Genomic DNA, 25,141 nt, shown 5'->3' on the forward strand with positions numbered 1-25,141 from the left:
AGAGAGGATGAAGACTTATGTCAGCGAAAACCAGCGCAGATGTTTTAATAGGAGGCAAGATTTATACATTAAGCGGATACGAGAGTGAGGCTTATTTACAGAAGGTTGCTACCTACATCAATAATAAGATAAACGAATTTGACGAGATGGAACAGTTCCGCCGTTTTCCGATGGATATGAAGTCCACTCTGTTGGAGTTAAATATTGCGGATGATTATTTCAAGGCTAAAGAACAGGCAGAAACACTGGAACAGGATATAGAGGTTAAGGACAAGGAAATTTATGATTTAAAGCATGAACTGATTTCTGCTCAGATAAAGCTGGAGAGTAATGAGAAGGCCATTACAGAGCTTGAAAGAGAAAATAAGGAATTGTTATTACATAAAGCGAAGCTAGAGGCTTCTTTAGAGGATGCATTACTTGGAAAAGTAAAAGGACAGGCAGAAACGAAAGAGGTTGGAACAAAAGTAGCAACGCAGAAGACAAATGGAAATAAAATTTCGCAGGTAAAGACCTCAAAAGAGGAAGGAAACAAGTGATAATGAGCTCTGAAAAGGAAATAACTTTTCAGAGCGTTTTTATCTTATAATACGAGGTTATATTATGAAAGAAAATAAATTTAAGAAAACAGAATTATTAGCACCGGCAGGATCCTTCGAGACTTTAAAATCGGTAGTAAATGCCGGAGCAGATGCCGTATATTGTGCAGGAAATCGTTTTGGTGCAAGAGCGTATGCCAATAATTTTACAGAAGAAGAAATGCTTTCGGCCATTGATTTTATGCATCTAAAAGGGAAAAAGTTGTATATGACAGTGAATACCCTTTTAAAAGAAAAAGAGCTGGAAGAAGAATTATATGATTATCTGAGACCTTATTATGAGGCGGGACTGGATGCAGTAATTGTACAGGATTTGGGTGTCATGCGTTTTATACGAGAGCATTTTCCGGAACTTCATATCCATGCAAGTACTCAGATGACCATTACCGGAGCATATGGGGCAGAGTTGATGCTAAAGGCTGGTTGCAACCGGATTGTAACAGCAAGAGAACTTTCTTTAAAAGAGATTCAGGATATTTACGAGAAGACAGGGGCGGAGATTGAGAGCTTTGTTCATGGTGCATTGTGTTATTGTTATTCAGGACAGTGTTTGTTGAGTAGCATGCTTGGAGGTAGAAGCGGCAATCGAGGACGGTGCGCACAACCTTGCCGTCTTCCTTATGAACTGATTGAAGAAAGAAAGCACGGATTTCTTTTGAGCCCGAAAGATTTGTGTACCATAGACCTGATACCGGAATTGATTCAGCATGGGGTACATTCCTTTAAGATTGAAGGACGAATGAAGCAAGCAGAATATGCAGCTGGAGTTACCAGTGTATATCGTCATTATATTGACAAATATGAGGACAATCCGCAAGCTTCCTACGAGGTATTGAAAGAAGACAGACAGAAATTATGGGATTTTGGAAATCGTTGTGGATTTACGGATGGTTACTACAAGAGACATAATGGGAAAGACATGATTACTTTTGAAAAGCCTTCCCATGAAAAGAGTAATGAGCAACTGCAACAGCAAGTGCGAAATACCTACATCAATCAGGAAAGAAAAGAAAAAATAAAGGGAATCTTAATACTTTCCAAAGAACTTCCGTCAAAACTTATGTTAGAATATAAAGGTGTGGAAGTAACCGTTGAGGGCGATGTGGTACAAAAAGCCCAGAAACAGCCAATGTCAGAAGAAACCATACGGGATAAGATGCAAAAGACCGGAAACACGCCATTTATGTTTGAAACATTGGAAATAACAATGGAAGAGGATATTTTTATTCCGGTAGGTGCATTGAACAAATTGCGGAGAGAAGGTCTGGAACAGGTAGAACGTCAGATTCTTGGGACATATAGGCGAAGGATACCGGAGAAAACAGCTAATATCCAAGAAAAGGATAAAGCAAAAAATACATCGAAAGCAAGAGAATGGAACCCAAAGCTTCATGTATTATTAGAAGAGCCGGAACAGCTTGCCTTTGCATTAAAACAGCCAGAGGTTGACAGAATTTATTTGGATATTTTAAAAGTAACGAAATCAGATGTTTGTTCCGTGAAGGCAACCGGAAAAGAAGTGTATCTGGCATTGCCTTATATCATGCGAATGGATTTGGCAAAACGGTTAGAAGCGCTGATTTCAGAATTAGAAAAAGAAAATCCTGATGGTTATTTAGTTCGAAATATGGAAGAAATCTGCTTTTTACAGAAACTGGGAATAGATGGAAGTAAGATACAGACAGATTATGGAATCTACATATTTTCCAATGAAGCTCAAAATATTTTAAAGGAATGGAAGATAGGGCATTTTACTCTGCCGGTAGAGTTAAACCGTGGGGAATTGTCAGAGCTGAATTGTGAAATGGGAGAAATGATTCTGTATGGTCATCAGCCGTTAATGATAAGTGCTCAGTGTCTTCACAAAAATGTGGCAGGCTGTGACAAAACACCAGGTATTTTTCATATAAAGGACAGATATGGTAAGCTTTTCCCGGTAAAAAATAATTGTAATGCATGTTATAATGTGATTTACAATACCAGTCCATTGGTTTTGATGCATCATTTTACAGAAATCCAAAGACTGACGCCGGAGGCAGTAAGACTCAGCTTTACCGTAGAAAACGAGAAGAAAATGGAACAGGTATTTTCCCTATATCGGCAAGCTTTTATGGAAAAGAAGAAGGTATCGCCGGAACAATATTTTAAGGACTATACCAATGGTCATTTTAAACGAGGAGTAGAATAGTTTATGGTACACTTGATTACGGAGCTATCAAAATATTTAATGATTATTCTGTTTGCACTGTATACTTATCAGTGTTTTGCAGTATTAAAACGCAACACAGACCCGGAGAAACAGAACAGAAAGTTTCATCAACAGGTATTCTATATGTATATGATACATTTAAATGCCTATCTTGTTTTGTATTTATCTACAAAAAATCAGAGCTTGATTACTTTTTATCTGATGCAGGTAGTGTATTTTGTGGTAGTACAGATTTGTTATACTACTATTTATCGTAGGGCATCCCGGCTGGTAGTAAATAATATGTGTATGCTTATGATGATTGGCTTTATTATATTAACTCGGCTATCTGTGGATTTTGCAGTAAAGCAGTTTAAGATTGCCATTATTTCCATGGCAGCAACGATGCTGATTCCGTTTTTGATTAGTAGACTGAAGTTTTTTCGCAATCTTTCATGGATGTATGCCATTGCCGGGATTACGCTGCTGGGAGCAGTTGCAGCATTAGGAGCAGTTTCTCATGGAGCAAAGCTTTCTTTTACTATAGCAGGAATTAACATACAGCCTTCAGAATTCATTAAGATTATTTTTGTATTTTTTGTGGCAGCTATGTATCATGAATCGACCGAATTTGTGCAGGTAGTAAAAACCACAGCCATTGCGGCACTTCATGTAATCATACTGGTTTTATCCAAGGACCTGGGAGCAGCGTTGATTTTCTTTATTGCTTATATTGTAATGCTTTATGTTGCCACTCATAAAATCTATTATTTTTTGGGAGGAATTTTATGTGGGTGTGCTGCATCCGTGGTAGGATATTTTTTGTTCAATCATGTAAGAGTGCGTGTATTGGCATGGCAAGACCCTCTGGCACGGTTTGAAAATGAGGGAAATCAGATATCAAATTCACTGTTTGCCATTGGAACCGGAGGTTGGTTTGGAATGGGACTGAATCAGGGAATGCCAAATAAGATACCGGAGGTAAAGCAGGACTTTATTTTTTCTGCCATTTCCGAAGAATTGGGCGGTATTTTTGCGCTGTGTCTGATTCTGGTATGTATCAGTTGTTTCCTTATGTTTTTGAATATTGCTATGCAGATGAAGGATTCTTTTTATAAGCTAGTGGCATTAGGACTTGGAACGATATACGGATTCCAGATATTCCTCTCTGTTGGCGGTGATATTAAGTTTATTCCCTCTACCGGTGTAACTTTACCACTGGTAAGTTATGGTGGAAGCTCACTGTTAAGTACATTGATTATTTTCGCTATCATTCAGGGATTATATTTATTACGGGAACGTGAGGAAAATGAACTTGAAAAACCAAAAATAAAAAAGAAGAAGAAAGGAGGCAGAGTGACCCATGAGGAAACAGTCAAAATCCATGGAACGAAAGTCCAGAACTTCGACTAATAAAAACAAAAATCGTGAATTTGTGATTATTACATATATGTTCGTTGGAATCTTTATCCTGATGATGGGATATTTTGCTTACTTTCAAATTTTCAAAAGTGAAGATTTTATTAACAGCCCGTACAATACGAGACAGGATAAGTTTGGAGAACATGTTGTGCGGGGAAGCATTTTATCCTCTGACGGGAAAACATTGGCAGAAACCATTGTTGAGGAAGATGGCAGTGAAACAAGATATTATCCGTATGGAAATATGTTTGCACATGCAGTAGGCTATGATAGCAATGGAAAGTCAGGAATCGAATCCTTTGCTAACTTTAATTTGCTGCGTTCTCATGCTTTTTTTTTAGAGCAGATTATAAATGGATTGAAGGATGAAAAGAATCCTGGAGATAATGTAATTACAACTTTGGATTACTCTGTACAAGAAGTAGCTTATAATGCACTTGGAGATAATAATGGTGCTGTAGTTGTCATGGAGCCGGAAACAGGAAAAATACTGGCATGGGTATCCAAACCGGATTTTAATCCAAATACCATAGCAGCAGATTGGGAAAGTATTATTTCTAATACGGACAGCGAGAATTCTGTATTGCTAAATCGGGTAAGTCAGGGACTGTATCCGCCAGGGTCTACGTTTAAAATATTGACTACTTTGGAATATATTCGAGAAAATCCGAATTATTTAGATTATACTTATGATTGTACGGGAAGTATTAATAAGGATGAAACAGAAATTCACTGTTATGATAATTCCGTACATGGGACGGAAGATTTAAAAACATCTTTCGCAAAGTCTTGTAATGCTTCTTATGCAAATATTGGACTTTCCTTGAATAAAACATCTTTTGCAAAACTTTGTAACAGCCTATTATTTAATGCGGATATTCCCAGTGCATACCCGTATCAGAAGAGTAGTTTTGTGCTGAATGAGGCTTCGGATACATCTGCTACCATGCAAACAGCAATTGGGCAGGGGCAAACTTTGGTAACTCCACTTCACATGGCGCTTATTACTTCTGCAATTGCAAATGATGGTGTGTTGATGAAACCTTACATTATTGACCATACAGAAAATTATAAAGGAATTTCTGTGAAGGAATATAACCCTTCTACTTATGGAACCTTGCTAAATTCTCAGGAAGCAGCTACCATGCAAGAATTTATGTCTTATGTGGTTAGTGATGGAACTGGTTCTAAATTAAATGGTCAAAGCTATGAAGCTGCTGGAAAGACCGGTTCTGCAGAATACAGCAATACCAAAGGAGAAAGCCATGCATGGTTTACCGGCTATGCTTCTACAGAAGAAAAAGGAACGATAGTAGTAACCGTAATTGTAGAAGGCGGAGGAGCAGGAAGCTCTGTAGCAGTTCCGATTGCAAAGCAGGTTTTTGATACCTATTTTAATAATTAATTTCTTGTCTGTCTTGCAAGATAGTCGAAAAAGAGGTATACTGTTTTCAAGTTCTAAAACCACATCAGGAGGTATTGCAATGATAGAAGCAACGAGTTGTGGTGGTGTGGTAATATTTCGCGGGAAGATACTGCTTCTGTATAAGAATTACAGAAATAAGTATGAAGGCTGGGTTCTTCCGAAGGGAACGGTAGAGCCGGGCGAGGAGTATAAAGATACGGCAGCAAGAGAGGTTCTGGAAGAGACAGGTGTAAATGCATCAATTATCAAATATGTTGGAAAAAGCCAGTATACCTTTAATGTTCCTGAAGATACAGTGGAAAAGGATGTTCACTGGTATCTTATGATGGCAGACAGTTATTACAGCAAACCACAACGGGAAGAATATTTTGTTGATTCCGGGTACTACAAATTTCATGAAGCATATCATTTATTAAAATTTGCAAATGAGAAGCAGATATTAGAAAAGGCTTATAATGAATATCTGGATTTAAAAAAGAGTAATCTTTGGGGCAACAGAAAATATTTTTAAAAGGTGCTCATCGAAAGACGGGCGCCTTTTTTACAAAAAAGTAATGAGAGGTTTGGATGATTTGGTATAAAGATTTTTATGCAGGGGAATCCATTGCATCAAAAAAAGAAAGAGTAAAATGGAAAATTCTGCATAATGCAGGACAACTGGATATATATGTCATTGCTCTTGGAAGTGCCGAGGGAAATCTCCTGGATATCATCCCGGCTTGGGAATTGATGCAGAAACATTATCCTAAAATAGATATGCTGGTTGTTGGCGTGGACAAAGGATATGATAATGCCATGGAATTAGCAGGAAAGATTGTGATAGACGTTTTTAAAGAGACCGGAACCTTTAAGGTAAAAGAGTATTTTCTTGAAAAACAGCGGGAAAATCTCAGAAAAGAGCCTGTATGGAAATCCTGTTCTTAATTCTAAAAATAATTGGCATTTGTTTTCTTGTTTTAATTGGAATATTCTTATTTTTGATACTCTCTATACTATTTATTCCGGTCAGGTATCGTATCAAAGGAAAAGGAGAGGTTCCTAAGACATTAGAAACAGATGCAGTGTTTAGTTGGTTTTTACATGTTATTCATGGAAGAGTCTGTTATGGCACAGATGGATTTTTGGTTAAAATACGAATATTTGGTATTCCTTTAAGGTTGGGGCAGAAGAAACCCAAGAAAGAGAAAAGAAAACGCACAAAGGAAATACAGGAATTGTCAATAGATTTAAAGAACGAAGCAAAAGAGGCGTCTATCGACTTTGATGAACAGTTAAGTGAAACACAAGAAACCGAAATAAAGGTTTTGAAAGAAGAAAAAGAAGAGAAATCTTCTCGAAAGAATTTTTTCAAAAAACTAAGTTTTAAAGGAATCAAAGAAAAATGCAAGCGATTCTGGCAAAAGCTAATTCGCTTAAAAGAGCAGCTTGGTAACATAAAAAATATCATTTTGGAAGAGACTAATAGAAATGCGGCGACTGCTTTGCTTCGGGAATTCAAAGGGTTAATGAAGCATTATACTCCGAGAAAAGCTTCAGGAGAACTTCAATTTGGTACAGAAGATCCTGCCAATACAGGACAAATTCTTGGAATAATTAGCTTATTTCCGTTTTGGTATCGCTATAAAATATCCGTAATACCTGATTTTACAGCGGAAGGATTTTATGCCAGAGGAGAACTTTTTCTAAAGGGACACATTCGAAGTGCTCATCTGTTGGCATCAGGAATGCGGCTTATAAAAAATAAAGATATACGCAAACTTATCAATCAAATTAGAACATAATAGGAGGTTTTTATATGCAGGACAATAATTTTAACACAACAGTACAGTCATTATTTAAGGGAATGGACAACTTCATCAGCACCAAAACAGTAGTAGGTGATGCGGTTCATATAGGGGATACCATTATTCTTCCATTGATAGAGGTTTCCTTTGGAGTAGCTGCAGGGGCATTTTGTCAGGAAAAGAAAAACAATGCAGCCGGTGGTATGGGAGGTAAGATTACTCCAAGTGCAGTATTAGTAATTCAGGATGGATGCACCAAACTTGTAAATATTAAGAATCAAGACAGTGTGACCAAGATCTTGGATATGGTTCCTGATTTTGTGAATAAATTTACTAGTGGGAAAGACAATAAAAAGACAAACGGAATCGTAGACGAAGCTGCGAAAGAGGCTGCTGCAAAAGATTTATCAGAGAAGCTGAATATTGTTGATGAGACAGAAGCGTAGATTTGGTTTTGCCGTTTCAAGGCATTTATTCCCAAGTTTTGCATATAGTATATAATAGAAAGGTTTGCAGGAGGGAAAATATGCGACGGCTGATAGGATTTGTTCTGTTCTGGATAGCAATCGGAATGGCGCTTATGATGTTTCTGCACAGCCAATTATTGGGATTGATTATAATATTTCTGCTTTTGTTATTAGGATATAATTTATTTTCTTGTTGAGTTAATACTGTCGTATTTATTCTTTGATACGACAGTATTTATTTTTTTGTATAAAAGTGAGCTGTCCGCTTTATTTTGGAAAAACTTGACAGTAAATTTAATCTTTTGTATGATTTAATAGTTAAAAATAGGTAATTGCGAAACAAGTTCGCAATCCTGATTGAATACAAGGATAGAATCCTGCAATGCAGGATTCTTGGTATGAAAAGTGGATACCAGGTATTTTTTGGCACACGAAATAAATCCCATGGATTTATGGAATTGGTAAGCCCTATGCGATGAGAGGTTTCAAACTTCTAAGATACTGGTGTTTATGTATTTTATCAGCAACCATCACAGTAACAAGCTGGGTAATACCGGCGAGAAGAAGATCTGCATGGAGCGTTTTCTCATTTTGAGTTTTACGTCCGGCAATACAGAAACTATCTTTAAAGTGATTGATAGATTTCTCTACATTGACTCGGATTTTGTAAGTTTCATCCCATTCGGCGGAACCGCGTTCGACACCCGGATACGCGCGGAGGTTTTTCTCCGGATAGATGTAGATCATTCGTCCGCAGGAAGAAGTTGTACAGGGGTTATCGCAGTGGCAGACGCGACGTTTGGATTTATCTGCCGGATTGTATTCCCATTTCATTTTGGGGCATACAAACTTCATGGTTGGAATCTTGCTTTTTAAATGAGATTTACTTCCTTCTCTTTTCATTGGGAGTGAAGGATCGTGAGGGCAACAGGGAATGCCGTTCTCGTTGAATGTGCAGCCGTTTTCTTCCATGGAGAGTTTTACTCTAAGGGGAATGAAAGCTTTTTGAAATCCGATTTCTTCAAAAAGAGATTTGTAGATTTCAATCGTATCAAAGGCTGCATCGCCCAGAAAAGTCTTTGGCTCAATAAGCGGATGTTTCTGGAAGAAATCAATCAAAACAGGAAGTAATGCTTTTGAGTCGGCGAGTGACTTATCTTCGTCCGGAGAATCCGATTTTTTCTCCACAACGATATCAGGATGAGCATTCAGAAAGTCTTTGTTATAGAAAGTGATATCACGAACAATGCCAAGCCCATTTGTAATAATGCCAAACTTGTAAGCGTAACAGAAATGTCCATTAATGTACATTTGTTGGATAGCCTGATTAGAAGCAGCATGGGAAGGCATGGAACCATAGGCAGCCTTATAAGGGTCGTAAGAATCATCAAGGTTATGGGATTTTTTAAAGGCTTTCAGCTGTTTGATAATACGGTTAGCATATTTGGGATTATTTTCAGCGACCCAGGCTTCTATACCGGAGGTATCGAAGATGGTCATGGATGCAAGAGCAGAATCAATCTTTTGGCAGATCGGTTCGGTCAGATCAACCAAGTGGTCGAACATAGATTGTAAGTCCAGTAAGAAATCCTGTTTAAAACGAGTGAATTTTGAGGCATCGGGAACAACATCAAATCCACAGAAATCACGCAATTCCTGAGAGTATTTGAGAAAGACAATCAGAAGCATATCAGTCGGGATTGAGAAGATACGCTGGATCAGAAGAGCTTTGAGCATAGGATAAAGCTGATGTTTGCGAGGTCTTCCGGTACGAGCGTGAAAATGAGACACAAAAGAAACAGGAACAATTTCATCAAGGTTAATGGCTTCATCAAGAAGTATTAGAAACTGATATTTGTCATTGTCAAATTTATTTTGACAATCTTCAAAAACTTCTGCCAAAGTGAGCTGCTTATGTGTTATCATATGAGTATATCTCCTTTCAGGTGGATGGTTGATTAGTTTCTCGACAATTCTATTTTACCATAAACCTTGAGGAGATATTTTATTTTGGCAACAAAAAAAATGCTGTATTTATGCGGCTTTTGGCGTTTCGCAAACGCCAAATAGTTAAAAAGCATAAAGGGAGAAGAAATAATATGTCAGAAGAAATTAAAATTAACCAAACCTCCGTAGAAAATGACGCAACGGTACTTTCGGGGGCAGCAGCATATTTTGAAGAAGTTGCGTTAATTCCGTCAGATGAAGAGACTACGCTTACAGCAAATGGAAACGGGCAGAGTAATTTTGGCAAATCCCAAAAACTGATCGCTTCTTTTGGAGCTGCGATAGAAAAAGAAGTTGGCAATGTCAGACAACTGGGTGCAACTTTTGAGGAATATGACAGCATGATGAGCCAATTATGGGAAAATGGCTGTAGATATGAAACATTAACAGAGAGCAAACCCTAAACAAAAATAACATGGAGACTTAACAATGGAAGAGACTAAAAAACAAAAGAGTATTGAAAAACTAGAAGAAGATAAAGAAGCTTTAGAAAGGCGAAAAAAGCGTGTATTAGAAAGGGAAGACGATGAGGATATGGAGATTTTAAGGACTTATCGGAATCTGGATAGAATGCGGGAAGCTTGTGGAGTGAATGATACAGAAATATTACGTCTGTTGGATGAAAAGCAAAGTGTATTAGACTCATTAAGAAGAAGGAAAATGGAATTTGGGGAAGAGTTCCAAAATGAGACTAAGAAGGAAGAACAGAAAATAGAGGAAACAGAAGCAAACTTTCAGGAAAAGAATGCTGAAAAAAATGAGGAAGATAATAATTAATACGGAGGAAAAATTTCATGAACGAAAATTCTTATTTAAATCCCACCAAAATAAAAGAAGAATGTGATAGTGCGATTCACAGTGCTGCAGGCAATGAGAACAGCAAATAATTCCGATATTGCTGATTTTACAATCTTAAAATCGTCTGTTGGAGATGAAGTGTTAATTGGCGGCAATATTCTGAAACAAAAAGCTGCTGCGTTGCGACAAAAAGCTGCAGATGAGGAGACTGCACAGGAGTATGAAAGAGAAGCAAACAAAGCCTTCTGGCCATGGGAAAGTCGGTATTATAGCTGGAAAGCAAATCAATACTGGAATATGGCAGAAATTGACCAAAGGTTGTATCTCATGTGGCAGGCAAAAGAAGACCGCTATGATGAAATAGAAGGTACTACCAGTGGATTGTTTTTGGCAGTGGCTACTATGCGGGCGGCAGCAGAAACGGGACTTTGTGCTATTGATAATGCTTTTCAAAATGGCGCTTATGTTTCGGATCCAAATGCAGCATGGAGGACAGAGCTTGCAAAGTCTTACATAGAGCGTATATTGACAGTAAATGCAGACGGAACTATAACTGCAAATTGGGATGAAGTAGAAAAAGTGTTGAGTAAGCCAGCAGAAGAAATTACGCAGGAAGAGTATCAAGCATTGGCATTGTTATATCTGAATATTGATGAAACAGAATTGTCTCATTTTCTTGAACTTTGCATGGATAGAACATCGGATGTAGATATTCCATGGTATAATGAAATGATTCAAATGGGAACAGGCTTTTCGGGAGGCGAAGATTTCTCTGAATGGACTGTAAATACAGAAAAATTGGATAAATTGATAGAGCAGGTGTCCATTGCTTCGGATGGTACATTAGCTATGTTGCGAGTGATTGATAGTGAAAATGAAAATGGAAATGAGAATGAACAATATAAAAGACTAAGAGAGCAACGAAATATTATAGTTCAGAGGATGACACTTTTGGAAGTGACAGGAGAAGTTGGAACTTTTCGTGGAGAGTATCAGGCGGAGCATCCAACGATTAAGATAAAGAAAAATGAGGATGAAAGTCTGACTATGAGTTTTTGCCAGTTTCGTAATATAGGAAGTGAAGTGTCACCAACAATGAGTAATCTTGGAGAATCTACCATAAACATTTCAAGAACTAAGAATGGTGAAAATATTGATAGAGATGCATTAAAAGATACAGAACTTTCTTTTGCGGGATATTTTGCAGGGGTTTCCTTAGTTGACGAGACGTGGAGTTTTATGATAGATGAAACTTCAGGGGAAATGATTAGTATGGGCTCAGAATATTTAGGGACATATCTGGTAGAAAAAACAGGAAAAGAGGCATTAGAAAATGTGATAGGATATGTTCCCATAGCCGGTGATATAGCAGGCTTTGCAATCGACATGGCAGAAAGCAGAGCAGAAGCAGATGCGGCGCAAAAGTTTATCACAGGGCAATTAGACACTTTAGAAAGTGCAATGATTTATAGAGCCTTTGATTGTAGCGTTAACTTTGTTCAGTATGATACAGTAGATAATGAACAACTTGCCTTATATACACAATCTGGACGAAAGACGGCAGATATTATAAATAGTGTAAATGATGCATTAGGAACAGAAATAACAGAGGCAGATGTTGTGACAAAGCCGAACGAGATTTCGAATTTAATTGATCAGTTAATTGCTGAGAATCCAGAGAACGCAGATAGATATAATGATGCAATAAAGGGAGATTAGGAGGTAGACATGAAAAAAAAACATATTATAACAATAATAATATTAGTAATAGTACTGTTGGCAGGAATCAAAGGAGTATTGTTGTATCGTGACTATAAAACAGAACAGGAACGAATGGCACAGAAACCTTATTTTACAAAATATAAGTTAAATGAAGAAGAAATGAATATTTTAAACAGTCAATTTCATGTGAAGACAACACCAGACTGGTGGGAAAATTGGAATGAAGAAGATAGACCAGATTATAGTTATTATACCATAGAAGCTACAGAAGATACTAAAATAGTGGTTACTGTAATGAATTATTGGTTATTTGATGATTTGTCAGAAGTGGATAAAGACGCATGGGAAAAGGCAACAGAATATGGTTTTACAACGGATAATCGGATAACAGTAGAATGGGTTATGGAACATCCTAGAAAAGCAGTTGAGATTATGTATTCCATGGCAAGTCATGGAGAAATTTTTCAAGAACTTAGAGAATGGATATATCCAATATATGAAAGAATTACAGGTGAAAAGATAGAAGATATAACCAAAGAGTAGGAAGTAAGATTATGAAGAAGAAACGTATTATGACAATAATATTACCTGAATCCGTGAAACTCATTAATCAATAATGTGTCAAACTTATGATAAACAAAGGGATTAATGAAGCTTCATTTCCTATTTCTGATTTCACCCATTTGATGAAGTTAAAATACACGAAAAAAACTTAAGTTTTCCTATGCTATCTATGCCTCATATAGTAAAATATAGGTATCAAATATATGAGGTAAATACACATGAAAAAGCTTGTAATTGAATTCTCTAATGAAAGATAAATCACCCCGAGTGGACTATCTCTTGTTGGACAAATGCTTGGCAAAAGCAACTTTATCAAAAAGTGCAATAATAAATTCAGCCTTCTGCACTTAAGTCAGATCTTGTTCCTCTGGATCTTGATGTGACTCCTATGGATAATTCCAAGACTCATAAGGAAGGTGTTTCACACACTTACAAAGGATTTGATGGTTACGCACCAATGATGGCTTACATTGGAACAGAAGGTTTTCTTGTAAATACAGAGCTTCGTGAAGGAAGCCAGCATTGCCAGTGTAATACGCCTACATTTTTAAAACAACCCCTGAAGAAAAGACGCCGAATCAGAACAGTCATAGGAAATCTGATTCAAATCGCAGGTCATGTAACAACACATGGACGACGAATAATCCTGGCAATAGGATGTAGCAATGTATGGCGCCATGTTTTTATGGATGTTTATAATCGATTTGCTTTAGCATAAATCCTTCCCCAAATAGAAGGCTTTTTAAAGTGCGTAAATTTTTTGAACGAGTAACTCTATTAAAGGAAAAAATAGGTATAAGCAGGAACTTTTTCAATTCACTTGGCTGATTATTGTCTAAAATCAGTTAGAAGCGAGGTTCCTGTAAAAAAACACCTGAGTTTCACGGATTCTGGTTATTGGTTGTTTGATGATTTATCAGAATATGATAGAGACGGATTTGAAAAAGCAAAAGAATATGGATTCACAACAGACAATCGCCTAACGGTGGACTGGGTCATGAAATATCCAAACGAAGCGGCAGATATTATGGAATCTATGGCAAGTGATGGAGCAGATTTTATATATTTGTTTCGTTTGGTTTATCCAAAATATGAAGCAATAACCGGAGAAGTAATAGATACAGAAAAGAAAGAGGATGAGTGGATAGAAGATTTTAAAGAAGGTTATGTGGATTAATGCAAAAGGATTATGATAGCAGTAGAAGAAAAATAGAAAAATAAAAAGAGCCAGCCTTCACAGGCTGGCTTGATTTCCGCTTCTTAAGCTCTTTCAACTTTACCACTTCTTAAGCAAGAAGTACAAACATACATCTTCTTAGCGGCTCCATTTACCTTACACTTAACGGATTTTACGTTAGAACTCCACATTCTGTTAGATCTTCTATGAGAATGGCTGACATTATTTCCGAAATGTGCACCTTTTCCACAAACACTACATTTTGCCATAATTGCACCTCCTTGCAACTTACTAAACCTACATATTGTTATAGGCTCACAACAAACATATTCTACCAGAAAGAATACTGAATTGCAAGCGAAAAATGATTTTTTTATAAAAAAGTAAAAAATTATGTTTGATTTTTCTATAAAAGCGGTTATAATAGCAATATATGTGCAAGTGATTGCAGTAATAAAATGGAGGTTATGGTATGAAAGGACAAATGAACACACCTTACGGAAAAGTGTTAATTGATACAGATGTCATTGCAACCTATGCCGGTTCTGTAGCGGTAGAATGTTTCGGTATTGTAGGCATGGCTGCCGTAAATGTAAAAGATGGTCTTGTTAAACTTTTAAAGCGTGATTATCTGAATCATGGTATCAATGTTACCATTACAGATAATAAAATTACATTGGATTTTCATGTAATTGTTTCTTATGGCGTTAGTATTTCAACTGTTTCTGATAACTTAATCAGTACGGTGAAATACCAGGTGGAAGAATTTACTGGTATGGAAATCGAAAAAATCAACATCTTTGTAGAAGGTGTGAGAGTGATTGATTAAGGAGGAAACTGTAGTGCAGGTTAATACAATAGATGCTTCTATGCTTGCTAAAATGTTTTTGGCAGGTGCGAAGAATCTGGAATCAAAGAAAGAATGGATTAATGAGTTAAATGTTTTTCCGGTACCGGATGGAGATACCGGAACTAATATGACTATGACAATTATGGCTGCGGCAGCAGAAGTAAGTAATTTGGGTGAACATCCTGATATGAAGTCTTTGGCAAAAGCGATTTCTTCCGGTTCCCTTCGTGGTGCAAGAGGAAATTCCGGTGTTATTCTTTCACAGCTATTTCGTGGTTTTACCAAGGGAATCAGTGAATATGATACAATTGATGTAGTTGTATTATGTGATGCTCTTCAGAAGGCAGTGGAAACAGCATATAAGGCAGTTATGAAGCCGAAGGAAGGTACAATCCTTACCGTAGCCAAAGGTGGAGCAGATAAGGCACTGGAATTAATCGGAGAGACCGATGATTTGGTGTATTATATTGATGAAGTAATTAAGCATGCAGATTATGTTTTAAGTCAGACTCCAGAAATGCTTCCGGTATTGAAGCAAGCCGGTGTGGTAGATTCCGGCGGACAGGGTCTTATTACTGTATTAAAGGGTGCTTATGATGCACTTCTTGGAAAAGAGATTGATTATACCATTGAAGGAGCTTCCCAAGGTTCTGGTGTGGTAAAGATATCAGCGCAGACAGAACAGGAGATTAAATTTGGTTATTGTACAGAGTTCATTATTGTGTTAAACAATCCTTTAAGCGAACAGGAAGAACTTAACTTTAAGGGATTTTTAGAGTCTATTGGTGATTCTATTGTAGTTGTTGCAGATGATGAAATTACAAAAGTCCATGTACATACTAATGATCCTGGACTTGCAATTCAAAGAGCATTAACCTATGGTTCTTTAAGTAAGATTAAGATTGATAATATGCGCGAAGAACATCAGGAAAAACTCATTAAGGACGCTGAAAAGGTGGCAGCCGAACAGAAAGATGAAGAGAATAAGAAACGTTCTCAAAAAGACGCTGAAGAGGAAGCTAAGGCCAATGAGCCAAGAAAAGATATGGGATTCATCTCTGTATCCATCGGAGAAGGAATCAATGAAATTTTCAAAGGCCTTGGTGTAGATTATATTATCGCGGGCGGACAGACCATGAATCCAAGTACAGAGGATATGCTGAATGCCATTGAGGAAGTAAATGCAGATAATATTTTCATTCTTCCGAATAATAAAAATATTATTCTTGCAGCAAATCAGGCCGCGTCTTTGATGGAAGAGAAGAATATTTATGTAATTCCTACCAAAACAGTCCCACAGGGAATTACTGCTTTAATTAACTTTATGCCGGATAAAACTGCAGAAGAAAATGCAGAGCAGATGACAGCAGAGCTTGAGAATGTTAAAACAGGTCAGGTTACCTATGCGGTACGTGATACGCTGATTGATGATAAAGAGATTAAGCAAGGCGATTATATGGGAATTGGTGATAGTTCCATTCTTTCGGTTGGACAGGACATGGATAAAGTCATCAAGGAGATGGTCGCACAGATGGTAGATGAAGATTCTTCTATTATCAGTGTTTATTACGGAGAAGAAATAGAAGAGGATGCTGCAGAAGTATTAGGAAATGAATTAGAAGAACTTTACCCGGATTGTGAAGTAGAAGTACATTCCGGCGGACAGCCAATCTACTATTATGTTATTTCTGTAGAATAAGATAGGAGGATTCCCATGGAATTAAGTTCTGGAATTGGAACCATTAAGGGAATCGGCGCAAAAACAGAAGAGTTGTTTCACAAGATAGGAGTATACACCTTAGGTGATATACTCCTTCATTATCCAAAGAATTATGATAAGTTGCCAGAAATTACGCCGTTGGCAGAGTTACCGGAAAAGTTTGAAGTTGGAACAGAAAGTATCACTACGGCATTGGCAGTACATATTCAGAAAACTCCTTTTGTAAAAAGTGCCCGTTCCATGCAGATTACCACATTACAGGTACAGGAGCAAAACGTTCATCTGGACGTGATATGGTTTCGTATGCCCTATTTAAAAAATACGCTTACGCTTGGAAGCTGGTTTGTTTTTCTTGGAAAAGTGACAAGAAAAGGAAACGGTTATCATATGGAACAGCCACAGATATTGGTGCCCGAAAAATACAATGCTATGCAGAATTGTCTCTGGCCAAGTTATGCATTAACTGCCGGATTAAGCAAAAACAAGCTATCCCAAACTATTCAGCAGGTATTGAAGGAACTGGATTTATCCAAAGATTATCTGCCAGAGGAAATTCGAAGCCGCCATCAGTTAGCAGAATACAATTTTGCCATTGAAAATATTCATTTTCCCGAAAATGATAAAGCATTGGAGGAAGCACGAAAACGCTTGATTTTTGATGAATTTTTTCAGTTTATTCTTTCTGCTGGAATGCAAAAAGAACAAATGGAGGAAATACAAAATGATTTTTCGTTTCTACCACTAGAGCAGAGGTTGTGGGCTGATGAAGTGATGGAAAAGCTTCCTTACAAACTAACAGGAGCACAGCTTCGTACTCTTGGAGAAATTCGTGCAGATTTGCGTGGAAAAAAGGTGATGCAGCGTCTGGTGCAAGGAGATGTAGGTTCCGGTAAGACAATTATTGCATTCCTTGCTATGTTGGATGCTGCACAGTCCGGTTATCAATCTGCACTGATGGCTCCAACAGAAGTTCTTGCCCAACAACATTATCAGACATTTACAAATCTTTGCGAAGAACATGGATTAAAAATCCCCATTGTATTGCTGACTGGTTCATTAACTGCAAAGGAGAAGCGACGGGCTTATGAGCGAATGGAACTTTATCCCAATGCTATGGTAATCGGAACACATGCACTGATTCAAGAACGGGCAGTGTTTGACAATCTTGCATTGGTCATAACTGACGAACAGCACCGTTTTGGTGTAAAACAGCGAGAAACACTGTTTTTAAAAGGAGAACAGCCTCACACACTTGTAATGAGTGCAACACCGATTCCAAGAACCTTAGGAATTATTTTATATGGAGACTTGGATATTTCTGTAATTGATGAAGTGCCGGCAAAACGTCTGCCAGTAAAAAGCTGTGTGGTAGGAAAGAATTCCCGCAAAACTTCTTATGATTTTATAGCAAAGGAAATACAAAATGGCCATCAGGTTTACGTTGTCTGTCCGTTGGTGGAAGAGAGCGAAGGACTGGAAATGGAAAATGTTACAGACTATACAGAAGCTTTGAAAAAAAATCTTCCCAAAGGTACTGTGGTGGAATATCTTCATGGAAAAATGAAGTCTGGACGTAAAAATCTAATTATGGAACAATTTGCGCGAAATGAGATTCAGGTTCTAGTATCTACAACTGTTATTGAAGTCGGAGTAAATGTACCAAATGCTACTGTTATGATGATTGAGGATGCGCAGAGATTCGGACTTGCCCAATTGCATCAGTTACGAGGAAGAGTGGGGCGTGGAGATGCACAGTCTTATTGTATTATGATTAATACCACGGATTCGGAAAAAGCAAAAAAACGTTTGGAGATATTGAATAAGTCAAATGATGGATTCTTCATTGCCAGCGAGGATTTGAAATTGCGTGGTCCGGGAGACTTTTTCGGTATTCGCCAAAGTGGATTATTGGAATTCCGTTTGGGAGATATTTACCAAAATGCAGATTTGTTGAAACTAGCTTCGGAAGAAGCAAATCTGATTCTGGCTGAAGACAGAAGATTAGAATCAGAGAAATATGCTTCTGTGCGAGAAAGGATTCAGACATATATAAGGGAACAGGCAGAAATTGCAAACTTATAGTTGAAAATTAAACATGATTTTAGTATAATTATTCATGAAGTATACATATACAAAAGAAGAGCTATGGAGGTATGGGAATTATGAAAAAAATTTGTGCTTTTTTAGCAACTATCATGCTTATCTTTTCGATAGGTACTATTGTAGCACCTATGCAAAAGGTAAACGCTTTTTCAGAATCAGAGCTTAACTATTCTGATTTTAATGGGTATTATTCGACGAAAGCAGGAACGAGTTTGTATTATTATGTCTCACTGGATTATGAGACGGCAAACGAGTTGGATGTAACCGGATGGAAAGCCGCACTTTGTCCAGAAGATAACAAAACATTAGCTGGTGCAGTGGCTACAGTTGATATTTCTAATACTGACAAATATGTCAGTACAGAATACAATTATGCATGTATGAATTTGACTATTATATTAGCAAATGATATTCCAGAAGGAAGTTATAAAAAAGTAATCTTTGATGCAGAAGGTAATATCAAAAATGAGGATTATAGTCCAAGTACATTTATAAATCAGTATTTGACTTCATTTGAGTGTGATTTGATAAATAATGATGGTTATGCTTATGCCTATGTGTATGCAGATAATGTACCATTGAGTTCAGAAACATATCCAACTTTTTACGCTGCAGATAAGGCAACCCCAGTTACTTCATTTAACGATTATACTACTGAAGTCAATAGAAATGGCGATAAAGTTCATGTGTATAGACTAAATATTTTGAATCCGGCGGAATTTACATTAGATGACGAAGGACTTGCTTATTTATATTATAAGGTAAATGGCGGTATTGGAACAACCAGAACAGATGCCAATGGATTTTCTTGGACTTATGCATATGATTTAAATAATGTCCTTAAGAGATATCAGGCGGAAGGTTATTTAACTGATGTTACAGCAACTACACCGTTTGATACAACCGATTCGAGTATGACTGCAACTGGAAATCTTAATGGTCAATCGGTTGATGTGTCCGTTACTTCAATTCAAAGTTCTGATGTTCCAGAAGTTCAATCAGCCATTAACAATGTGGTTGATTTGGTAAATCGAATTGCCAATGATGCTGAGAACGTAGCTGCTGTGTTAAAGCAGTACGCACCTTCTTTGAATATTTCTAAACCATTAGCTGGTGGAACTTTAGAACTTACGGTTCCAAGTGGTACAGATATTTCTTCAGGAATACAAATTACATTTGCAGATAGTAATATTGCAACAAACGTAAAAAAAGGTGATACTATTGTTGTGCTTCATATAAAACAGGATGGAACAATTGAATATATTCCTGCTACAGCAGGTGATGGAAACATTACAGCAACCTTTACATCACTTTCTCCAATTGCATGGTTTAAGGTGGAAACAGCTAATGTTGCAACCGGTACTACAACCAGTAGTGATACAACTAAAGTATCACCTAAAACAGGAGAGAACTTTTGGGATTTTTTATTTCATTAATTATGAGTGAAAAGTAAATTCTAATATTTATATTCCCTGGGAGCATTCCCAGGGGATTGTTTTTATATTTTAAAATATGTATGGTGAAAGATATGACAAAACTAAAAGATTCAATAGGAAAAGCCTCGTTATCAATGATATTAGGAATGGCAGTAATTTTAGGTGGTGGATTTTTTGATTATTCTGTAGCAATTGTAGGAGCAATCATCACAATATCTTTATTTGCAATGCTGATAAAAGGAGAATCGTTTTTTCAGAGAGATAGGCGAAAGGTCTTTGCAATCCCAATTATGATAATGTGCATATCAATAATAGTGAGTTTTTGGGCTATTGATTATATGGATAATTTTATGGGAATTATGCGAATCGGAGTAATATGCCTATGGATGTGGATGATTCGATGCAAGAGTAATGAAGATATAAATCTAGTGCAAAATATAATTCCAGTTTTGGGTTGTATTATGGTTCTTATATCAGTTGCCAGTCTTTTTGTATTCAATATGAAATTATACTTTTGGGAAAATAATCGAATGTCCGGTTTTTTTCAATATGCAAATACATGTGGACTTTTTACAGCAATAGGGCTTGTAATATTGGTTCATAACTGGAAAGAAAGAAAAAATTTCATTTTAAAAATTATGCAATTAGTTATCTTAGTTGCAGGTTTATTATTAACAGGTTCCAGAAGTATATTATTAGTTTTGCTGATATGGGGAATTTATTATGCATTTAGAAGGAGAGACGTTCAAAAACCTTTTTTTATAACAACTTTTCTATTAATCTTAGCAGGGAGTTCCTATATTATTTTAACAGGAAATACAGAAAATATTGGACGAATTTTTACAATTTTTAGTTCAAATTCTACGATATGGGGAAGAGTTCTTTATGCCAGGGATGCTATTTTTGTGTTGTTCAAAAAGTTTTATGGACTTGGAAGAATGGGCTATTATTATAGCCAAGGAACTTTCCAAACTGGGGTATATCATACGAGATTTGTTCATAATGATTTCTTGCAGATTGCGTTAGATTATGGTGTTATTGCACTGATACTATTATTACTTTTTATAGGATGGCAAGTGTTTTACGGAAAACAAAATCGAAATGATAAAGAGATTCTTCTGTTGATATGTTTTTCATCGTTAGTTGATTTTCACTGTCAATATCTTTCGATTATAATGATTGCAGTTCTGTTTTTAGATTATGGCGAATGTATCAAAGTAAAGAAAAAGGAGCTTCGTGAGAACTATATTATTTTGCCAGCACTTCTGATACTATTTGTTTATATTGGAATTGCTACAGGGTGCAGCAAAATAGGAAATCAAGATTTTGCCTTAGCAATGCTTCCAGATTATACATATGCTCAGGAGAAAAAAATGCTTTTTTTTTTCAAGCAGAAGACGGCATACGAGATAGCATCAAAAGTAATCGACAAAAATCCATATAATATAACTGCTTTTATCACTAGAGGTTCCTTTTGTGCATCACAAATTCGTATTGAAGAATGTATTGATGATTTGAACCAAATGCTTGAGTTAGATCCATATAATGTAGAATATTATAAACAATATGAGCAATTGCTGCAAAATCTCATACTGCAACTGAATAGAATTTCATCTGTAGCAGAAAAACAGGAAATGTATGAATATTATATGGCTCTTCTGCAAGAAAGAATAGATTCTCTGCCAGCGCAATTAGCTTCTTTGCAGGAAAGAACTAGTTGTATTGCATATAAAATAAAAGATAAACCCGTATTTCTTTATAAATAGGATTAGAAAGGGAAATGAGATATGAAAAAAAGACTGAAAAAAAGTAATAAGGCTATTTACATAGTGAGTATAATTGGTGCTATGTTGCTGATATGTTTGGTGTTGGTTTTTTTGAAATACAAACAATATAAAGAAGAAATAAATGAAAATATACTTGAAATGGATACTTTGGTAAAACAGGTGACTATTGATACAAAATCTGAAGATGAAAAAGGAACAGAGTCTGAAGTAGCAAACGAAGAGCCATGTCTTATGCATGATTTTGATACTTTAAAACAAATGAATGGGGATGTCTATGCGTGGATTACAATACCGGAAACAAAAGTGGATTATCCTATTCTGCAATCTACTACGGATGATAAGTATTTAAATACTAATATCGATGGTTCCTCGGGATATCCGGGCTGCATCTATTCAAATATATGTAACAGTAAAGAATTTGATGATTATATTACAGTTTTGTATGGACATAATATGAAGTCTGGAGAAATGTTTGGCAGTTTACATAATTTTGATGATGCAAATTTTTTTCAAGCATTTGATAAATATACCGTAGAGACAGAGAAAAATCGATTTATTTATAGTATATATGCTGTGGTCAATTATAATGATAAACTGATACCGGCATATTTTGATGTAAAAAGTTCGACGGGTAGGGACGCTTTTATTGAATCACTAGAAGAGTGTCGTGAAAATAATATTACGCATTTTAATGATGAGATAGAGATAGCAGGGGAGGATAAAGTATTAGTATTGTCTGTGTGTATCAGCGGTCAGGAAAATAGGAGATATTTAGTTGTTTCAAAGTTAGAAGAGGTAATATCTTATTCAAAAGAATAATATAAATAGCGGTTTGTACATAAAGGTACAAACCGCTATTTTGGTGCCAGTAAAATTACTATTTACCGGACATCTGTCTTTCCTGGGCTTCGATCATTTTCTTCACCATATAACCACCAACAGAACCATTCTGCTTAGAGGTTAAATCTCCGTTATAACCGTCCTTCAAAGGAACACCAATCTCATTAGCTACCTCAAACTTGAACCTGTTTAACGCACTTTTTGCTTCAGGCACTACTGCCTTGTTAGATGAATTAGACATATCGTTACCTCCTGTTTTCTTCCTCTTTGGTTGTGTAACAAGATTTGTTACGATTCTAGTATATGCAGGAGCGCTCTTAATAGACATGCAATTCCTTCCGATTTTAACATTTTTTTGTAATTGATTATTCTGCTAAAGAAATTCCACTAATATCCGGACTGGTGGTGAGAGAGTAGTTTGTATAATATACTACAAATCCGGGTTTGCTTCCATTTGGCTTTTTTACATTTTTCTTTTCCAGGTAATCAATTTCGACCTTATCATTATCCCGTCCCTTTGAATAATATGCAGCAAGCCGACCAGCTTCTTCAAAGGTGCGGTCTGGAAGTTCATCGCCATTGGTTTTTACAATAACATGAGATCCCGGCATGCCCTTAGCGTGGAACCACCAGTCGTTTCCAACGGCAAACTTAAAGGTCAATTCATCATTTTGCAGATTATTTTTTCCGACATAAATATGATAACCATCAGAGGAAATGTAGTGAAAAGGTTTGCTTTTGATACGTTCTTTTTTACCGGTATTTTTCTTCTTAATATAGCCGGATTGTATCAATTCTTCTTTAATCTGTGTCAAATCTTCTTCAGATACAGCAATATCCATGGAAGTAGCAATAGATTCCAGATGTTCAATTTCGGAATGTGTTTCCTGAATTAAATCATTTAAGGCTTCGCTGGTTCGTTTCAATTTATTATATTTATCAAAATATTTTTGTGAATTTTCCTGTGGCGTTAATTGCGGATCTAAAGGGATGGTTATCATCTCGTTCGTATAATAATTGAGGGCTTCCAGTTTTTTTGCCCCCTCCTCCAAATTGTAACCATAGGTATTAATTAATTCCCCATAAACTTTATATTTATCACGTTTTTCTGTATCTTTTAACTGTTTTGCCTGTAAATCATATTTTTTTCGGTTGCGTTCCAGAACTGTGGTAACAACTTTTCGCAGGTCTACGGATTTCTGGCGGATTCTGGTGTAGATATTTTTTTCTGCATAATACTGTTCCAATACTTCGGAAATCGTATGAAAGTTACTAATATCTAAATCATCATACTGTTTTAAGGAAACAGCAGCAAATTCGACCGGCTCTTTTCCCTTTTTTACAATATTTGGAGAAAATTTTCCTTCTGCAATATCCTCCATGAGCCACTGAAAATGATGATAAAGATGGAGTTTTTCTTCTTCGTTTAGTGCCTGAGTGGGGCGGTCTCCGTCAATTCCTGCACGAAAGCATAGTTCTGATGCAATAACCGGACTGATACCGTTGTAGGTGGTATAGATTGCCTTAGTGACAGTCATTGGTTTCTCAAATACTTTTTCAAAAAAATTATTCTGGTTAGCAGTAAGCGGATTGTATTTATCCTGAGTTTCCGGAATGAAATAGGTTCTTCCGGGCAGTACCTCACGAACTGAACTGACCTGAGCAGAAATATGCTTGATACTATCAATAATCATTCCATCTTCATTACAGAAAATGATGTTACTGTGTTTTCCCATAATTTCTACAATCAATGTCTTGTGACATAAATCCCCCAGTTCATTTAAATGTTCAATTTCAAAATTAATAATACGCTCCATATTAGGCTGGTAAATTCGGGTGATTCGTCCGTTTGCAATATGCTTACGGAGTAGCATACAAAAATTCGGTGCAGTCATAGGGCTTGTTTTATTCTCTGAAGTGAGATAAATAAGTGGAAGAGAAGCACTGGCGGATAACACCAGACGCACTTGTCCCTTTGTTCCTTTTAGGGTGAGAAGCAACTCATCATTTTCGGGCTGGGCGATTTTACTGATTCTTCCGTTTAATATATTTTCATTTAATTCTTTTACAAGATTTGCTATTACAATTCCATCAAATGCCATAATTTATTCTCCTACAATTTTAAATTTCAATGTCAATACAGGACGTTACTCTGAGTATACACCAAAAATCGAAAAAAGAAAACACAAGACATTTGACTATTTAGCAAAATTGTTCTATAATACAAATAATTATGCATACGGTGATGCAT

General features: G+C 36.5%; 23 protein-coding genes and 2 pseudogenes. 21 read left to right on the forward strand and 4 right to left on the reverse strand.

Features of this window, described 5'->3' with window-relative positions; translation table 11 throughout:
* The first annotated feature begins 17 nt into the window (after positions 1-17).
* The 9 genes from zapA (at position 18) to BIV20_RS07290 (ending at position 8,083) form a co-directional block, all read left to right on the forward strand.
* Complete coding sequence (gene zapA, locus BIV20_RS07250) at positions 18-539, forward strand: cell division protein ZapA (protein WP_075719545.1); 522 nt, start codon at positions 18-20, stop codon at positions 537-539.
* 64 nt (positions 540-603) lie between these two features.
* Positions 604-2,787: a peptidase U32 family protein gene (locus BIV20_RS07255; RefSeq protein WP_075719547.1), complete on the forward strand. Its 2,184-nt coding sequence runs from the start codon at positions 604-606 to the stop codon at positions 2,785-2,787.
* Between the two features lie 3 nt (positions 2,788-2,790).
* Positions 2,791-4,200 (forward strand): FtsW/RodA/SpoVE family cell cycle protein, encoded by a 1,410-nt coding sequence (locus BIV20_RS07260; RefSeq protein WP_075719549.1) that lies wholly within the window; start codon positions 2,791-2,793, stop codon positions 4,198-4,200.
* Positions 4,151-5,614 carry a peptidoglycan D,D-transpeptidase FtsI family protein gene (locus BIV20_RS07265; RefSeq protein WP_083655128.1) on the forward strand — a complete coding sequence of 488 codons (1,464 nt, stop codon included), beginning with the start codon at positions 4,151-4,153 and terminating at the stop codon, positions 5,612-5,614. Before BIV20_RS07260 ends, BIV20_RS07265 begins: the two co-directional genes overlap by 50 nt.
* A 79-nt stretch (positions 5,615-5,693) precedes the next feature.
* Positions 5,694-6,146 (forward strand): NUDIX hydrolase, encoded by a 453-nt coding sequence (locus BIV20_RS07270; RefSeq protein ID WP_075719551.1) that lies wholly within the window; start codon positions 5,694-5,696, stop codon positions 6,144-6,146.
* Between the two features lie 56 nt (positions 6,147-6,202).
* Positions 6,203-6,559, forward strand: a complete 357-nt coding sequence (locus BIV20_RS07275; RefSeq protein ID WP_075719553.1) for a hypothetical protein — start codon at positions 6,203-6,205, stop codon at positions 6,557-6,559.
* A 290-nt stretch (positions 6,560-6,849) separates the two neighbouring features.
* Positions 6,850-7,416, forward strand: coding sequence for a DUF2953 domain-containing protein (locus tag BIV20_RS07280; RefSeq protein WP_158024919.1), 567 nt, complete (start codon positions 6,850-6,852; stop codon positions 7,414-7,416).
* Between the two features lie 14 nt (positions 7,417-7,430).
* Positions 7,431-7,865, forward strand: a complete 435-nt coding sequence (locus BIV20_RS07285; RefSeq protein WP_075719557.1) for a GerW family sporulation protein — start codon at positions 7,431-7,433, stop codon at positions 7,863-7,865.
* Positions 7,866-7,945: 80 nt separating this feature from the next.
* Positions 7,946-8,083: a hypothetical protein gene (locus BIV20_RS07290; RefSeq protein ID WP_192848873.1), complete on the forward strand. Its 138-nt coding sequence runs from the start codon at positions 7,946-7,948 to the stop codon at positions 8,081-8,083.
* Positions 8,084-8,416: 333 nt separating this feature from the next.
* Here BIV20_RS07290 and BIV20_RS07295 read toward each other — a convergent pair.
* Positions 8,417-9,812 (reverse strand): annotated as a pseudogene (locus BIV20_RS07295) (transposase).
* 173 nt (positions 9,813-9,985) lie between these two features.
* Between BIV20_RS07295 and BIV20_RS07300 the strand changes: the two are divergent.
* The 6 genes and pseudogenes from BIV20_RS07300 to BIV20_RS07325 all read left to right on the forward strand — a co-directional run bounded on the left by BIV20_RS07300 (position 9,986) and on the right by BIV20_RS07325 (position 14,154).
* The gene (locus BIV20_RS07300; RefSeq protein WP_075719559.1) at positions 9,986-10,297 is read left to right on the forward strand and encodes a TIGR04197 family type VII secretion effector; all 312 of its coding nucleotides are present in this window, start codon (positions 9,986-9,988) and stop codon (positions 10,295-10,297) included.
* Positions 10,298-10,322: 25 nt separating this feature from the next.
* Positions 10,323-10,670, forward strand: coding sequence for a hypothetical protein (locus BIV20_RS07305; RefSeq protein ID WP_075719561.1), 348 nt, complete (start codon positions 10,323-10,325; stop codon positions 10,668-10,670).
* 93 nt (positions 10,671-10,763) lie between these two features.
* Entirely contained in the window at positions 10,764-12,410 is a 1,647-nt protein-coding gene (locus BIV20_RS07310) for a hypothetical protein (RefSeq protein ID WP_075719563.1), read from the forward strand.
* Positions 12,411-12,419: 9 nt separating this feature from the next.
* The gene (locus BIV20_RS07315) at positions 12,420-12,956 is read left to right on the forward strand and encodes a hypothetical protein (protein ID WP_075719565.1); all 537 of its coding nucleotides are present in this window, start codon (positions 12,420-12,422) and stop codon (positions 12,954-12,956) included.
* Between the two features lie 181 nt (positions 12,957-13,137).
* A pseudogene (locus tag BIV20_RS07320) lies at positions 13,138-13,542 on the forward strand (hypothetical protein); the annotation flags it as partial.
* A gap of 255 nt (positions 13,543-13,797) precedes the next feature.
* Positions 13,798-14,154, forward strand: coding sequence for a hypothetical protein (locus BIV20_RS07325; RefSeq protein WP_075719569.1), 357 nt, complete (start codon positions 13,798-13,800; stop codon positions 14,152-14,154).
* A gap of 83 nt (positions 14,155-14,237) precedes the next feature.
* Here BIV20_RS07325 and rpmB read toward each other — a convergent pair whose 3' ends face one another.
* Positions 14,238-14,423: a 50S ribosomal protein L28 gene (gene rpmB, locus BIV20_RS07330; RefSeq protein ID WP_075719571.1), complete on the reverse strand. Its 186-nt coding sequence runs from the start codon at positions 14,421-14,423 to the stop codon at positions 14,238-14,240.
* Positions 14,424-14,626: 203 nt separating this feature from the next.
* Between rpmB and BIV20_RS07335 the strand changes: the two genes are divergently transcribed.
* From BIV20_RS07335 to BIV20_RS07360, 6 genes are all read left to right on the forward strand, one after another.
* Positions 14,627-14,983: an Asp23/Gls24 family envelope stress response protein gene (locus BIV20_RS07335; protein ID WP_075719573.1), complete on the forward strand. Its 357-nt coding sequence runs from the start codon at positions 14,627-14,629 to the stop codon at positions 14,981-14,983.
* A 13-nt stretch (positions 14,984-14,996) separates the two neighbouring features.
* A complete protein-coding gene (locus BIV20_RS07340; RefSeq protein ID WP_075719575.1) occupies positions 14,997-16,703 on the forward strand; it encodes a DAK2 domain-containing protein in 1,707 nt (568 codons plus the stop codon).
* A 15-nt stretch (positions 16,704-16,718) separates the two neighbouring features.
* Positions 16,719-18,806 (forward strand): ATP-dependent DNA helicase RecG, encoded by a 2,088-nt coding sequence (gene recG, locus BIV20_RS07345; protein ID WP_075719577.1) that lies wholly within the window; start codon positions 16,719-16,721, stop codon positions 18,804-18,806.
* Between the two features lie 80 nt (positions 18,807-18,886).
* Complete coding sequence (locus BIV20_RS07350) at positions 18,887-20,263, forward strand: RHS repeat protein (RefSeq protein WP_075719579.1); 1,377 nt, start codon at positions 18,887-18,889, stop codon at positions 20,261-20,263.
* Between the two features lie 92 nt (positions 20,264-20,355).
* Entirely contained in the window at positions 20,356-22,029 is a 1,674-nt protein-coding gene (locus BIV20_RS07355; protein ID WP_330554477.1) for an O-antigen ligase family protein, read from the forward strand.
* A gap of 21 nt (positions 22,030-22,050) precedes the next feature.
* On the forward strand, positions 22,051-22,869 hold the full coding sequence (locus BIV20_RS07360) for a class B sortase (protein ID WP_075719583.1): 819 nt from the start codon (positions 22,051-22,053) through the stop codon (positions 22,867-22,869).
* A gap of 58 nt (positions 22,870-22,927) precedes the next feature.
* On the opposite strand, the gene BIV20_RS07365 is transcribed toward BIV20_RS07360, so the two are convergent.
* On the reverse strand, positions 22,928-23,131 hold the full coding sequence (locus BIV20_RS07365; RefSeq protein ID WP_075719585.1) for an alpha/beta-type small acid-soluble spore protein: 204 nt from the start codon (positions 23,129-23,131) through the stop codon (positions 22,928-22,930).
* Positions 23,132-23,255: 124 nt separating this feature from the next.
* Positions 23,256-24,992, reverse strand: coding sequence for an Rqc2 family fibronectin-binding protein (locus tag BIV20_RS07370; RefSeq protein WP_075719586.1), 1,737 nt, complete (start codon positions 24,990-24,992; stop codon positions 23,256-23,258).
* Positions 24,993-25,141: the final 149 nt, after the last annotated feature.

The sequence above is a fragment of the Roseburia sp. 499 genome (genome assembly GCF_001940225.2).
Lineage (GTDB): Bacteria > Bacillota > Clostridia > Lachnospirales > Lachnospiraceae > Petralouisia.

Excerpts from the sequence above, each read along its gene's own strand:
- zapA (WP_075719545.1), top strand. The coding sequence starts at position 18 with ATGTCAGCGAAAACCAGCGCAGATGTTTTAATAGGAGGCAAGATTTAT.
- BIV20_RS07255 (WP_075719547.1), top strand. The coding sequence starts at position 604 with ATGAAAGAAAATAAATTTAAGAAAACAGAATTATTAGCACCGGCAGGA.
- BIV20_RS07260 (WP_075719549.1), top strand. The coding sequence starts at position 2,791 with ATGGTACACTTGATTACGGAGCTATCAAAATATTTAATGATTATTCTG.
- BIV20_RS07265 (WP_083655128.1), top strand. The coding sequence starts at position 4,151 with ATGAGGAAACAGTCAAAATCCATGGAACGAAAGTCCAGAACTTCGACT.
- BIV20_RS07270 (WP_075719551.1), top strand. The coding sequence starts at position 5,694 with ATGATAGAAGCAACGAGTTGTGGTGGTGTGGTAATATTTCGCGGGAAG.
- BIV20_RS07275 (WP_075719553.1), top strand. The coding sequence starts at position 6,203 with ATGATTTGGTATAAAGATTTTTATGCAGGGGAATCCATTGCATCAAAA.
- BIV20_RS07285 (WP_075719557.1), top strand. The coding sequence starts at position 7,431 with ATGCAGGACAATAATTTTAACACAACAGTACAGTCATTATTTAAGGGA.
- BIV20_RS07290 (WP_192848873.1), top strand. The coding sequence starts at position 7,946 with ATGCGACGGCTGATAGGATTTGTTCTGTTCTGGATAGCAATCGGAATG.
- BIV20_RS07300 (WP_075719559.1), top strand. The coding sequence starts at position 9,986 with ATGTCAGAAGAAATTAAAATTAACCAAACCTCCGTAGAAAATGACGCA.
- BIV20_RS07305 (WP_075719561.1), top strand. The coding sequence starts at position 10,323 with ATGGAAGAGACTAAAAAACAAAAGAGTATTGAAAAACTAGAAGAAGAT.
- BIV20_RS07310 (WP_075719563.1), top strand. The coding sequence starts at position 10,764 with ATGAGAACAGCAAATAATTCCGATATTGCTGATTTTACAATCTTAAAA.
- BIV20_RS07315 (WP_075719565.1), top strand. The coding sequence starts at position 12,420 with ATGAAAAAAAAACATATTATAACAATAATAATATTAGTAATAGTACTG.
- rpmB (WP_075719571.1), bottom strand. The coding sequence starts at position 14,423 with ATGGCAAAATGTAGTGTTTGTGGAAAAGGTGCACATTTCGGAAATAAT.
- BIV20_RS07335 (WP_075719573.1), top strand. The coding sequence starts at position 14,627 with ATGAAAGGACAAATGAACACACCTTACGGAAAAGTGTTAATTGATACA.
- recG (WP_075719577.1), top strand. The coding sequence starts at position 16,719 with ATGGAATTAAGTTCTGGAATTGGAACCATTAAGGGAATCGGCGCAAAA.
- BIV20_RS07350 (WP_075719579.1), top strand. The coding sequence starts at position 18,887 with ATGAAAAAAATTTGTGCTTTTTTAGCAACTATCATGCTTATCTTTTCG.
- BIV20_RS07355 (WP_330554477.1), top strand. The coding sequence starts at position 20,356 with ATGACAAAACTAAAAGATTCAATAGGAAAAGCCTCGTTATCAATGATA.
- BIV20_RS07360 (WP_075719583.1), top strand. The coding sequence starts at position 22,051 with ATGAAAAAAAGACTGAAAAAAAGTAATAAGGCTATTTACATAGTGAGT.
- BIV20_RS07365 (WP_075719585.1), bottom strand. The coding sequence starts at position 23,131 with ATGTCTAATTCATCTAACAAGGCAGTAGTGCCTGAAGCAAAAAGTGCG.
- BIV20_RS07370 (WP_075719586.1), bottom strand. The coding sequence starts at position 24,992 with ATGGCATTTGATGGAATTGTAATAGCAAATCTTGTAAAAGAATTAAAT.